This is a genomic window from Pseudomonas sp. LBUM1674, from assembly GCF_059695635.1.
In genome coordinates, this window is record NZ_CP166779.1 from 2047877 (window position 1) to 2058630 (window position 10754).

The window sequence follows — 10754 nt, forward strand, 5'->3', positions numbered from 1 at the left end:
GTATTATTTCGGTAAATAATACGTGCGATATAAAAATATCGTTTGTTAAACATTTTACGTTTTCCCCCGTACAAACCTTCCCATGATGCGGCATCAAACCAAGTGAGCATTCCATACCAGCAGCACGCGCGCCTGGATGTGCACCTCTTCCGCCCGGATCGTCTCAGGCGAATGCATGGTGTTATCAGAAATCATTTTGACCCGGTCTTCTCCCATCCATTGGAGGCGTTTGATGTATAGGTGCCCATCCCAGGAAAACATGTAAATTCCGTCGCCTGCGAAGTCACGAATACTGACGTCTACCAGAAGCGGATCGCGGTGCTTGATCGTTGGTGCCATTGACTGACCCCATCCAGTGACCATCTTGAGATGAAAGTGCTCCTTGAACTCGACGCCCATCTCGCGCAGGTGCTGAGGGCTGACCCGGACGTCCTGAAGCATTTCTGGATAGTCGTGCGGAATCTGCCCGCCGCCCATTGCTGCGCGGACGTCGTAATGCGCAATCCACACCTCATCGCCGGCCAAGCCTGGTCGATAGTAGTCGACCTCGATGACACCACCGCCATCATCGGCTTCGGCAACTGCAAGTAGACGCCTGCGAGCATCCTCAGACAATCCTTTCCCTTGCTTAGAAAGCATGTTCCGGACGATATCCGCTGCCGATTGGGAGTGACTTTCACTTTCGCCACGCTCTACGTCAGCGAGCTTTGAAAACCTGGGCTCGTCACCTGCGCCATGTTGAAGCCATTCGATTTTTACACCTAGCGCACTCGCTATAGCGCTCATCTTGGCGGGCCCAGGTAAGGCCTCACCATTTAGCCACTTGCTCGAAGCCTTGGGCGTGACCTTCGCAATTTCTGCCAGCCGAGCACCCGCACCCCACTGATCAATGCCATGGGCGGATAACGCTTTTTTGAGGCGAGCAACGAACGCTGCACGAATTTCTTCTATATGAACCATTGGTTCAGCATCGCATGCTCTTGCATGTACTTTCAGTTCCGACATAATATGTACTGTAAGTTCATAATTGACTCGGAGGCCTTATGCGGCCGCTTAAGAAATCGATTGATGACGCTGGCGGCGTGCCGGTAGTTGCGCTGGCCTGCGGAAAGTCTCCTCGGGCCGTTTACAAGTGGCTGACCGCTGACTGCCTGCCGCGCACCGAATACACCGGTGAGACGCGCTATGCCGAACGAATTGCTGCCCTAGCTGCTGCCAATGGAAAGCCGTTCGAGCCGTCTTGGTTGCTCGCGGAAGCCCATCCAAAGAAAGCCGCCGCCTAACCCAGCTTAGTCACCCTCGAATGCGGAAGTGAACCAATGGCCTACGACAACAAGACGCATCGCAACACCCACCAGCTGAAGTCGCGCCTGAATGACGATGCCTATGCCGCTATCAAGGCGGAAGCGTTGGCACGTGAGATTCAGCCGGGCGCCTTGGTTCGCGATCTCACTTTGGCGGCTTTGCGATTCAAAGAAGATTACGGCTACTTCCCTTTGATTGATGACAACGAGCTGGACGGCTTTCCGGCGTTGGGCGAGCTGGCCCGCGAAATGAAAATTCAGCCTAACGCACTAGTTCGCGACCTCATTCGTGCGGCCTTGAAAGCCAAGCGAGAGCAGGACGCTATTCCCCAGGTCAACGACAAGAAACTCAGCGCCTGATTAGGCCATGGAGGAGGCACCAATGCCTGCAATACCGGAAGTAGGGCAGTACACGCAGGACGAGAAAGACGAGCTTGAGCGGTGGGCTGATGAGGTCGGTATCGGCATGGATCAGCTGGCCGACCGGATCTTGCAGATAACAGAGCAGCGCGTAGTAGAGCGGCGAAGTGCTGCTCGCCTTGCAGCAGACAAAGCAACCTCGCGAAGCAGCCTCGCTGCTCATTGCGCACAAGGGGCGCAGGCAGAAAACGTGGTTTCCATTTTCCCTGGCAGGTAACGGTCCGGCCCCTAATAAGGGGCCACAGCAGGGATTGGGCTAAGCGGGGCTGGCACCTAATTAGAGGCCAAGAAGAAAAGAAGGTCATGGGTTCATCCCTGATCAGTTGATGAACGAATGATCGCGGATGTAGTGGCTCGGTGCCACGCGAGAAGAAGAGAGGATTTCGCAATGGAAGAGTTTGAAAGAACGCTGCACCGGGAAGTGAAGGCTGACGGCGGTACTACGCTGGCTAAGCGGATGGGCGTGAACGAAACCACGCTACTGGACTGCGCGAACCCAAACCGCGCGAATCACAAGATGAACATCCAGATGCTCGGGATGGTTCTGACTCACTTGCCACTGGAAGGGCGCCTGAGCGTGTTGAGCGCACTCACCAACCAGTTCGAATGTGACGTTGTGCTACGCAAGCGCCCAGAGCCGAAGCCGCTCATGGCCGCCCTGTGCCATCTGACCGCGGAATGCGGCGACGTGGGCCGACTGATCTTCGACGCCACTTCTGACAACCACATCAGCCAGCACGAAAGAGCCCAGGGCGATAAAGCCATCCAGGAAGCCATCGACGCGCTGAACGTTCTGCGCGAATCGCTGAAGGCTGCCTGAATTTCAGACACAAAAAAGCCGACGTACGAGGTCGGCTTTTTCTACAGCGGTAAAGCAAGTGGAGAAGATTATGCACGCACAGACACAACGGGACAATACCGGACAGGTCGCGACACGTTTTAATTATTCCGAAAACGTGTCGCGCACTACGATGTCATCCCGCGAGATCGCCAACGTCACTGGCAAGCGCCACGACAATGTGTTGCGCGACATCGCTGCCATGCTGAAAGACTTGAACGTCGATCTCCTCAGATTTGAGGACATCTATTTGGACGGCCGAAATCGTGAGCAGCTTCAATATCTGCTTGATCGAGAGCACACAGACTGCCTGCTCACCGGCTACAGCGCCCCGATGCGCATGAAGGTGATTCGCCGCTGGCACGAATTGGAGAAGCAGCAGGGCGCCCGTGAGCAGGTCCTGCTGAACGGCACCAAAGTCGTCGGCGAGCTGGCAATCCTTGAGTGCTTCACGCGCCTCCTGAAACCAGCACCGTCCAGCCAGGTGCTCATGCTCGCCCAGATCGCTAAGAACAACGGCCTGGAGTCGAGCTTCCTCCCAGGCTACGCCATCGACGCCGCGCCTGATGCCACTGGCGGGTCTTCCATGCCGACCAAGGCCATCACTGCCCTGATCAAAGATCACGGTATCGCCAGCACTGCGGCCGCCTTCAATCGCGCACTGGCCGCCAAAGGCCTCTTGAAGCAGCTGCAGCGCAAAAATTCTAAGCAGGTGATGGTCGACTTTTGGTCGGTGACTGATCAGGGCCTTCGTTTTGGCAAGAATTTGACCAATCCTCAATCCCCTCGCGAGACGCAGCCTCACTGGTACGTCGATCGTTTCCTCGAACTGGCCGCACTGGCCGGGAAGGCCTGACATGCAATACACCGTCACGATCAACCAGGTGAAGGCGCTTGAGTGGGGACTGAACTCTCAGCAGGCCCTGCTGTTTGCCTTTGTCTACGAGAGCCCGAGTTGGGCCAATCCAATTAAGACGGATACCGGAATTTACTTCGCCCTGAGCAAGAGCAAGATCGTCGACGAATTGCCATTGCTTACTGACAAGCCAGACACCGCTTACCGTCTACTGAAAGCCTTGCGTGATGCCGGTCTGATCGAGCTTTCGAGTACTTCTAGCATCACGCTGATTCGCCTGACCGAGAAGGCCAAAGAGTGGAATCGCAAATTGGACGGGTCGGAAAAATATCCGACCTCTGATGCTGCTGATGGTCGGAAAAAAATCCGATCTACCTCGGACAAATCTCCGAGCAAGGTCGGAAAAAAATCCGAGCCAAGGTCGGAAAAATCTCCGACAAATCAGGGTACCAATAATCAGGGTACCAATCAGGTAACCAGTAATCAGGATTTGCAGGACGGCTCGGACAAGCCGAACCGGTCCGGCGGCTTGGTGCTGGTGGTTGACCGCACCGAGGCGCCACGGGTTGAAATCCCCGCCGACATGCCTGGCCCCAAAGACCATTCCTGCAAAACCTTCAAGACCTGGGCGAACTACGCCATGTCCTACCGCAAGCGGTACAAGGCGTGGCCAGTCTGGAACGCCAAAGTGGGAGGGCAGGTTGGTTTGCTGATTGGCCGACTCGGCATCGACGTTGCTCACAGCGTTGCCGCGTACTACGTCGGGATCAGCGATGCACAACTCATCCGTAAGTGCCACAGCGTCAGCGAACTGCTGGCAAACGCTGAGAGCTATCACACCCAGTGGGTGACCCAGACTCAAATCAACGGCCGCACCGCACGCCAGCAGGAAGACACCCAAGCCAACATCAACGCCGCGCAGGAAGCCGCTCGGAATATCCGAGAGGGAGGGACACGCAATGCTTTCCTCTGACGATCGTGCACAACTGGCCGGCGCCATCTGCGCTACTGCCGAAACCCTGGGTCAGACCATCAGCGCCACAGCTGCAGAGTTGATGGCTGAGGACTTGGCCGTGTTTGCCCCGACCGACATCCGCAAAGCGCTTCAGTCGTGCCGCCGGGAACTGACCGGAAAGTTGACCCTGGCCGCGGTTCTGCAACGCATTCAGGCCGAAGACGGCCGCCCCGGCAAGGACGAAGCATGGGCGATTGCCATGACCACGAACGATGAATTCGAAACCGTGGTGCTGACCGACGAGATCCAGCTTGCCTTGGCGGCAGCGAAGCCTGTTCTCGATGCTGGCGACAAGATTGGCGCACGCATGGCGTTCATCAGCGCTTATGAGCGGTTCGTGAGTCAGGCGCGCGATGACGTGAAACCGGTGAACTGGCACGTTTCCGTTGGCTTCGATGCCAACCGCCGCGTGGAAGCCATCACGAAGGCTGTGCAAATGCGGCGCATTCCTCAAGAGCACGGGCAGAAGTACTTGGCTGATCTGCGGGTCGTGCCGGTCAGTGAAGACGGGCGCGCCCTGGCTGGTTTGATCACCGGTGAAGTGGCCCGACCAACACCCAAGGTTCGCGACAAGCTCGAAGCGGTGAAGGACTCAATGTTGGAAATGCGATTGGCGTCTGCCGAAAGGAAGACGGCAATGCGTATCGAAGCGGCCAATGAATTGGCTGACCGCCGGGCGCTGCTCATCAAGCAGGCCGAGGATCTGGAACTGAAGAGGGGAGTCCAGTGACCGACAAAATCAGCGTCAACAGCCAGGCCAAGCTTTCCGAGGCGATCACCTGCCTCAACGCCATGTTTCGCGAGAAGAAGTTCGTCGTGGTGTCCCTGCGCCCAGGCAAGGACCGCACGCTCGATCAGAACTCCTTGTGGTTTGGGATGTACAAGCGCATCGCCGAAATGACTCAGATCGGCGACGCGGCCGATGCCCGGCGCTACTGCAAGCTGCACTTTGGTGTGCAGATCTTGCTGAACGAGGACTCAGGGTTCCAAGCAGCGTGGTACCGGGTCATGCGCCATCTGCCCTACGAGGAGAAGCTGGCCATGATGGGCGAGTGCAAGCTGTTCGGCCCTGACGGCTTCCCGGTGACTAGCCTTTTCAATCGCGCCCAGGGCGTCCAGTACACCGACCGAATCGCCGCGTTCTTCACCGGCCAAGGCGTGGTGTTCGCCGATTTGCTCAGCAAGGAGGCTGCATGATCACCAAACAACCCAAGCCGAAGAAGTGCAAGAACCTGGCGTGCGGCGTCAGCTTCCCTCCGCAGCGCCTGGGTCAGGCCGTGTGCAGCCCTAAATGCGGACTGGCCATCAAGGACGTGAATCAGGAGAGGGCGCGCAAGTCGCTGGCCCAGGTCGAGCGACGGGAGATCAAGGTTCGCAAGGAAAAGCTCAAGAGCCGGGCGGACCACCTCAAGGACACGCAGATCGCTTTCAACGCTTGGGTGCGTGAGCGGGACGCCGAACTGCCGTGCATCAGTTGCGGCCGGCACCACCTGGGCAAGTACGATGCGGGGCATTACCGCACCGTCGGCAGTAATCCTGCGCTGCGCTTCGAGCCGCTGAACTGCCACCGCCAGTGCTCGCCGTGCAACACCCAGCTGTCCGGGAATATCGTGAATTACCGCATCGCGCTGGTGAAGCGGATCGGCGCCGAGGCCGTCGACTGGCTCGAAGGCATGCATGAGCCGAAGAAGTACACCGTCGAAGAACTGAAGGCGATGACCGCCGACTACCGGGCAAAAACAAGAGAGCTGAAGGGGAGAGCAGCATGACCTATCGTAACGTGGTATCCGCGGTGGTTCGGGCGCTAGCCGCCGAAACCATCAACTCTGCCGGCGGCTGCGACTTCGAGCCAAAGGTCCAGTGCGCCAAGCAGAAGGGGGAGATCGTCGGCAAGGAGGCCGCATTCCTCACTGACTGCTGGGTGTTCGGCAGGTTGCACAAGTCTCTGTCTGCTGCGCATTGGCGGGCATTGGTCGCGAAGTATTCCACGCATGACGAGCGCAAGCATGGGGCGATCCTTGAACTGATCAAGACGGCACAGTCACCAGCTCCTCAACGTTTCCGCGAGTGCGCGGTGCTGACTTGGGCAATCCCTCAAGTGGCCGGTACCGAAGGGAAGCGCTCTGCCGCGGTCCTGCCTGCAGCGTGGTATGACATCACCAACTGGGACAATGACGGCAAGCCGGAATCGACCCGGTACCGGTGGCGCTCGAACATCCGCAGATCATTGGATGACCAGGTGAACGAAGCCCTCACAGCGGCTCAGGAACTGCTCGATACAGAGGGCCTGATCGAAAGTTGCGCGGCGTAGCAAATAGCCATTGCAATGAGTGAGAAAGTGAGAGAATATTTACCCACCCTGTCGATCTTGCGCATTAGGGATTGACTAATTAAACCCAGCCTTAGTGCTGGGTTTTTCGTATCTGATCAATGGAGTGTCACATGGAAGTGTGGGAGTTAGTGAGGCGTCTTCTGTCTGGTGCTACCGGCGGGAATCAGACGCACATGCCTGGGCTGATCGGCACTACTTATTATTCGGATTTACGAAAGTCTGGATGCGAGATAAACCAGAGCTTTAATGAAATATCGGATGCGGCTGAGATGTTTGCTGAGCAAATGCAGGAGGCTGATCTGATTCGGCCGGCTGGCGTGCGCGGCCAAGGGATTGCGATCTTGGGTGCGATGGAGCGTACTGATTTTGGCGAGGAGCTATATCAAGCGCTGGACAGGCGAGACGTATTTGCTTTGTTCGAGGGCGGTGATGTACCAATCGATGCCAAGACGATTCGAGAAACTCTCCTACAAGCTAATTAGGTTTACAAGAGGCCCGACCATTGAGTCGGGCTTTTTGCATTCGGTTATGCAGATGAATTGCGCAGGTTGATGCGCAAGGCATCCTTAAGAATTTGCCGGTGAAATTCCGGTGCGCCTACAGGGATTGCGACCAGCGTTGCCGGTTCGAATCCGGACGGAACCTTGTATGCCGGAATTAGCACCGGTCATCTGCGGCCATTACGAGCCTCGGCATTTGCGGGGGCTTTTTCGTTTTCGGCTCCACCACACCCATCGCGTTGAGCTGGGAGTGCTGCTGTAGCCTACTTGAACTGCAACAAATTCACTGCAGCCAGGGTGGCCTCACGGAGTCGTCCGTTCGTCTACTCGGTAGCACTGCGATCAATTTCAAGCCCTCCCATGTGTACGGCCCAGAATTACTGGACCTCAAACACTGAGGTGCGTATGGCTAACGAAACTGAATACGAAAACGGACAAGGCGGCTCAGTGCCCTCTAAACCGATGCCTGATCAGAATGATCCAACGGTGAAACCAAGCGACCCTGCTGAGGCAGATCCGATGAGGAATCCCGGGGCCCCGGATCGCGAAAGACCTGAGGATTGGAAAGATCCTAACCCAACTCAAAACCCTGATGAAGATGACTCGTCACGGTCAAACAATTAAGTGACATCTTCATTTGCCCGCCGACGCGGGCCTCATGCTTTCAACTCCACAAGCCTCAGCATTTGCTGGGGCTTTTTCGTTATGGGCTATGCCCGGGCCAATGCAGGCCATTTTGATACATGGAGTGACGATGGATCCTACTGACCTCGGCCCGGGCACAGCTACCTGGCTGGGCGGTAGCGCCACCGTCATTCTCGGCGGCTTGCTCTGGTTGCGAAAATTCCTGTCGAAGGACGCAACCGATCGCGCGATGGATAACGCCGATATCGGAACGCTTCGTCGGCTGAACGAACTGCTGAACCAGGAGCGATCCGCCCGCAAAGAAGCCGAGGCCCGCGCCGATCAGTTTGCGAAAGAGCGCAACGACCTCGCTGCCGCTGTAGGTCGCATGGAAGGGAAGATCGAAGCGTTGACCAGTCAGGTCGCACAGCTCACTGAGCGCGTGACCCTGCAGAGCGATGAGATCACCCGCCTGCGCACAAAGCTGGGAGGAATTGCCTGATGGACAGATGCGCATTGGAATTCATTGCACGACGCTGGTGGCGCCGGACTGAGGTCTGGGCCATTGCGATCGTGCTGGTCGGTGGTGGGGCGGTGCTCGGCTATCAAACCGGCTACTGGTCGCTCGCCGACAAACAGAACAAGCAGGTTGAAGATATTCGCCGGGCATATGACACCGCCATGACCGAGCGGGACATGCGCCTGGACGAACTGACCCGCAAGACTGGCACCGCTGCTGATAAGGCATCGAAGGCCGCGACAACCGCTACCCAGGCTGCCGACAAGGTTAGTGAGGCAGTGGAGCGGCAGAGCCCATGACGAACCTTCTCCGGATGGTCCCGATCTGGGTGTGGGTTGTCCTGGCTGCCCTGGTATCTATTGGCTACCTCGCATGGCGCCTGGAAACCGTGAAGACTGATCGCGAGCTCGTATCAAATGAGCTCGATACCGCCACTGCCAGGGTTACTTCGCTCACCAACACGCTGCGCTTGCAACGCCAACTCACTGACGACATGAACCGAGTCTCCGACGATGCCAAAGCCCAGGCTGAGAATGTTATGGCTGCCGTTGTTATTGCTGATGGCCGGGCTCGCAGCCTGCAGCAACAAATCACCGATCTCATCGTCAGTCGAAAGTCCTGTACTGCCGAGGTTGCCAGCGGAAGCAAGGCAAGAGTCGACCTTACCGTTCTGCTCGCCGACCTGCGTAGAAGCGCTGACGAAACAGCGGGAAGACTGGCAGAAGCGCTTGACCGAAGTCGAATAGCCGGCTTTGCGTGTGAGGCGGCTTATGCAGCTGCGCAGAATGGTAAGTAGTCGGGGACACGTTTCGCGAAGCAGCAAATTGTGTCGCGATATTGGAGAGAGTTATGAGCGAACAGTCAGGCGAGCACGTCCATTGGGTGAGCGATGGGCGAGGGCGACGGTTGGTATTTATAGACGGCGAACGCGCCAACTGGGTGCTTTACGCCGACACCAAAGCCGGTATTGCTGTGGTCTGTGACGACCCGCCTACATGCTCAGATGGCCAGCACATTGACTTCCACCCGGTATGGGGTGAGATCACCGTCGTACCAGTGGAGGGCAAATGACCAACGTCACTCGCTCGCATTAACTGTCGGGCTGTCAAAGCACTGCCATACTCATTCGCTCAAATTAAAGGAGTGAGAAAGCATGGCTTTTCCTGAAATCAATATGAATATTGCAGACCAGGCAAGGGACGCAAAAGATTGTTCCGAAAAAATTCGGGGCTATGCGAGGAAGCTGATCGTCGCTTTGGCAACCGAGTTTTCCGATGAGGACGCGGATAGTTTCGGTGTCAAACTGGTGCATTCCGAAGACGGTCAATCCGCTCAGATCACGAGCCCCTTCGGCGAGGCGCGCGCTAGATTCTCCATATTTTTGGATGAACGTGGGCTTTATGGCCGTTACTCATTTGAGCGCAAATTTACCGACAGTATTGACCGAGCGACATGGAAGGAAATCTATTTCTTAGATATTAGGGCTGATGGCCGTATTGTTTCTGAATTCGTCGACGAAGAATCAGAGCGTTTCAGCGTGCCGAATTTTCGGCGTGATCAATATTTCACGTTGGCTCTTGTGATCACCGCGGCGCTCGGAAGGAATCCAGCTGACGAATTTTAGTCGGCCCGGTCTGAGCATTATCGGTGTTCGCTAATCTATTGTTGAAAATCGGGAAATTTCAGGTGAGCTATGGACAGACCTATGCCACCTGGATCGCTGCTTGAGTTGTGTGAGCTAGCTGGTCTCGGCATCCGACTCACCCCTGCGCCTGAAGTATGGGCATGGCTCCAAGCTGAAATACTTGCCGACACCGGCAGCATTCACAACGAAGACCATGCCCATTTACTGGATGCAGACATCCAAGTCATGTGGGCATCGTCAGCATTCACCAATAAGGGCCGCACGGTAGTTGGCCAGGCCGAGCAGGTAGCGTTCCGCGCTGGTGGTTGGCAGAAAGCCCGAATGGAACAGCAGATGTTCGATTGGTTCGGCGACTTGCCGGCCTACATCATCACGCTGGCTGCCGATTACTGCGCCCAGTGCTCCGACGCTGACTTCTGCGCCCTGGTCGAACACGAGCTTTATCACATTGCCCACGCCAACGATAAGTACGGTCAGCCTGCCTTCACGAAGGACGGGGCGCCGAAGCTTGAGATGCGTGGCCACGACGTTGAAGAGTTCGTCGGCGTGGTCCGCCGCTTCGGTGCGAGCCCTGATGTACAGGAGCTGGTAGACGCTGCAAACAAACCTGCTGAGGTGGGGGAATTGAACATATCGAGGGCCTGCGGAACCTGTCTGCTCAAGTCGGCCTGATTCTTGACAGGCTCTAGACGGATGAGAA

At 56.7% G+C, this 10754-nt stretch carries 18 protein-coding genes; 17 read left to right on the plus strand and 1 reads right to left on the minus strand.

Annotation, left to right across the window (positions count from 1 at the left end):
• Window positions 1-93 precede the first annotated feature (93 nt).
• Window positions 94-960 carry a LexA family transcriptional regulator gene (locus ACA067_RS09615; RefSeq protein WP_497462758.1) on the minus strand — a complete coding sequence of 289 codons (867 nt, stop codon included), beginning with the start codon at window positions 958-960 and terminating at the stop codon, window positions 94-96.
• Window positions 961-1043: 83 nt separating this feature from the next.
• Here ACA067_RS09615 and ACA067_RS09620 point away from each other — a divergent pair, with 83 nt between their 5' ends.
• From ACA067_RS09620 to ACA067_RS09700, 17 genes are all read left to right on the plus strand, one after another.
• Window positions 1044-1283: a helix-turn-helix domain-containing protein gene (locus tag ACA067_RS09620; RefSeq protein ID WP_129444656.1), complete on the plus strand. Its 240-nt coding sequence runs from the start codon at window positions 1044-1046 to the stop codon at window positions 1281-1283.
• 36 nt (window positions 1284-1319) lie between these two features.
• On the plus strand, window positions 1320-1664 hold the full coding sequence (locus ACA067_RS09625) for a hypothetical protein (RefSeq protein ID WP_489357222.1): 345 nt from the start codon (window positions 1320-1322) through the stop codon (window positions 1662-1664).
• A 22-nt stretch (window positions 1665-1686) separates the two neighbouring features.
• Complete coding sequence (locus ACA067_RS09630; protein ID WP_497461528.1) at window positions 1687-1941, plus strand: hypothetical protein; 255 nt, start codon at window positions 1687-1689, stop codon at window positions 1939-1941.
• 171 nt (window positions 1942-2112) lie between these two features.
• The gene (locus ACA067_RS09635) at window positions 2113-2544 is read left to right on the plus strand and encodes a phage regulatory CII family protein (RefSeq protein ID WP_497461529.1); all 432 of its coding nucleotides are present in this window, start codon (window positions 2113-2115) and stop codon (window positions 2542-2544) included.
• Between the two features lie 151 nt (window positions 2545-2695).
• A complete protein-coding gene (locus ACA067_RS09640) occupies window positions 2696-3418 on the plus strand; it encodes a Rha family transcriptional regulator (protein WP_497462759.1) in 723 nt (240 codons plus the stop codon).
• A 1-nt stretch (window position 3419) separates the two neighbouring features.
• Entirely contained in the window at window positions 3420-4391 is a 972-nt protein-coding gene (locus ACA067_RS09645; RefSeq protein ID WP_497461530.1) for a phage replication protein, read from the plus strand.
• A complete protein-coding gene (locus ACA067_RS09650; RefSeq protein WP_497461531.1) occupies window positions 4378-5163 on the plus strand; it encodes a hypothetical protein in 786 nt (261 codons plus the stop codon). Before ACA067_RS09645 ends, ACA067_RS09650 begins: the two co-directional genes overlap by 14 nt.
• Complete coding sequence (locus tag ACA067_RS09655) at window positions 5160-5630, plus strand: hypothetical protein (protein WP_497461532.1); 471 nt, start codon at window positions 5160-5162, stop codon at window positions 5628-5630. Before ACA067_RS09650 ends, ACA067_RS09655 begins: the two co-directional genes overlap by 4 nt.
• A complete protein-coding gene (locus ACA067_RS09660) occupies window positions 5627-6202 on the plus strand; it encodes a recombination protein NinG (protein WP_497461533.1) in 576 nt (191 codons plus the stop codon). The genes ACA067_RS09655 and ACA067_RS09660 overlap by 4 nt, the downstream gene beginning before the upstream one ends.
• On the plus strand, window positions 6199-6744 hold the full coding sequence (locus tag ACA067_RS09665; RefSeq protein WP_497461534.1) for a hypothetical protein: 546 nt from the start codon (window positions 6199-6201) through the stop codon (window positions 6742-6744). The genes ACA067_RS09660 and ACA067_RS09665 overlap by 4 nt, the downstream gene beginning before the upstream one ends.
• A 131-nt stretch (window positions 6745-6875) precedes the next feature.
• Window positions 6876-7247 carry a hypothetical protein gene (locus ACA067_RS09670; RefSeq protein WP_497461535.1) on the plus strand — a complete coding sequence of 124 codons (372 nt, stop codon included), beginning with the start codon at window positions 6876-6878 and terminating at the stop codon, window positions 7245-7247.
• 772 nt (window positions 7248-8019) lie between these two features.
• On the plus strand, window positions 8020-8391 hold the full coding sequence (locus tag ACA067_RS09675; RefSeq protein WP_497461536.1) for a chemotaxis protein: 372 nt from the start codon (window positions 8020-8022) through the stop codon (window positions 8389-8391).
• Window positions 8391-8708, plus strand: coding sequence for a hypothetical protein (locus ACA067_RS09680; protein WP_497461537.1), 318 nt, complete (start codon window positions 8391-8393; stop codon window positions 8706-8708). Before ACA067_RS09675 ends, ACA067_RS09680 begins: the two co-directional genes overlap by 1 nt.
• Entirely contained in the window at window positions 8705-9205 is a 501-nt protein-coding gene (locus ACA067_RS09685; RefSeq protein WP_497461538.1) for a DUF2514 family protein, read from the plus strand. The genes ACA067_RS09680 and ACA067_RS09685 overlap by 4 nt, the downstream gene beginning before the upstream one ends.
• A gap of 53 nt (window positions 9206-9258) precedes the next feature.
• Complete coding sequence (locus ACA067_RS09690) at window positions 9259-9480, plus strand: hypothetical protein (protein ID WP_497461539.1); 222 nt, start codon at window positions 9259-9261, stop codon at window positions 9478-9480.
• Between the two features lie 82 nt (window positions 9481-9562).
• On the plus strand, window positions 9563-10033 hold the full coding sequence (locus tag ACA067_RS09695; protein ID WP_497461540.1) for a hypothetical protein: 471 nt from the start codon (window positions 9563-9565) through the stop codon (window positions 10031-10033).
• Window positions 10034-10102: 69 nt separating this feature from the next.
• Window positions 10103-10726: a putative metallopeptidase gene (locus ACA067_RS09700; protein WP_497461541.1), complete on the plus strand. Its 624-nt coding sequence runs from the start codon at window positions 10103-10105 to the stop codon at window positions 10724-10726.
• Window positions 10727-10754 lie beyond the last annotated feature (28 nt).

What these genes read in the sequence shown, in the direction of transcription:
- ACA067_RS09670 (WP_497461535.1), top strand. Translation starts at nt 6,876, where the DNA reads ATGGAAGTGTGGGAGTTAGTGAGGCGTCTTCTGTCTGGTGCTACCGGC.
- ACA067_RS09620 (WP_129444656.1), top strand. Translation starts at nt 1,044, where the DNA reads ATGCGGCCGCTTAAGAAATCGATTGATGACGCTGGCGGCGTGCCGGTA.
- ACA067_RS09700 (WP_497461541.1), top strand. Translation starts at nt 10,103, where the DNA reads ATGGACAGACCTATGCCACCTGGATCGCTGCTTGAGTTGTGTGAGCTA.
- ACA067_RS09645 (WP_497461530.1), top strand. Translation starts at nt 3,420, where the DNA reads ATGCAATACACCGTCACGATCAACCAGGTGAAGGCGCTTGAGTGGGGA.
- ACA067_RS09680 (WP_497461537.1), top strand. Translation starts at nt 8,391, where the DNA reads ATGGACAGATGCGCATTGGAATTCATTGCACGACGCTGGTGGCGCCGG.
- ACA067_RS09695 (WP_497461540.1), top strand. Translation starts at nt 9,563, where the DNA reads ATGGCTTTTCCTGAAATCAATATGAATATTGCAGACCAGGCAAGGGAC.
- ACA067_RS09675 (WP_497461536.1), top strand. Translation starts at nt 8,020, where the DNA reads ATGGATCCTACTGACCTCGGCCCGGGCACAGCTACCTGGCTGGGCGGT.
- ACA067_RS09630 (WP_497461528.1), top strand. Translation starts at nt 1,687, where the DNA reads ATGCCTGCAATACCGGAAGTAGGGCAGTACACGCAGGACGAGAAAGAC.
- ACA067_RS09635 (WP_497461529.1), top strand. Translation starts at nt 2,113, where the DNA reads ATGGAAGAGTTTGAAAGAACGCTGCACCGGGAAGTGAAGGCTGACGGC.
- ACA067_RS09640 (WP_497462759.1), top strand. Translation starts at nt 2,696, where the DNA reads ATGTCATCCCGCGAGATCGCCAACGTCACTGGCAAGCGCCACGACAAT.
- ACA067_RS09615 (WP_497462758.1), bottom strand. Translation starts at nt 960, where the DNA reads ATGGTTCATATAGAAGAAATTCGTGCAGCGTTCGTTGCTCGCCTCAAA.
- ACA067_RS09690 (WP_497461539.1), top strand. Translation starts at nt 9,259, where the DNA reads ATGAGCGAACAGTCAGGCGAGCACGTCCATTGGGTGAGCGATGGGCGA.
- ACA067_RS09650 (WP_497461531.1), top strand. Translation starts at nt 4,378, where the DNA reads ATGCTTTCCTCTGACGATCGTGCACAACTGGCCGGCGCCATCTGCGCT.
- ACA067_RS09660 (WP_497461533.1), top strand. Translation starts at nt 5,627, where the DNA reads ATGATCACCAAACAACCCAAGCCGAAGAAGTGCAAGAACCTGGCGTGC.
- ACA067_RS09625 (WP_489357222.1), top strand. Translation starts at nt 1,320, where the DNA reads ATGGCCTACGACAACAAGACGCATCGCAACACCCACCAGCTGAAGTCG.
- ACA067_RS09665 (WP_497461534.1), top strand. Translation starts at nt 6,199, where the DNA reads ATGACCTATCGTAACGTGGTATCCGCGGTGGTTCGGGCGCTAGCCGCC.
- ACA067_RS09685 (WP_497461538.1), top strand. Translation starts at nt 8,705, where the DNA reads ATGACGAACCTTCTCCGGATGGTCCCGATCTGGGTGTGGGTTGTCCTG.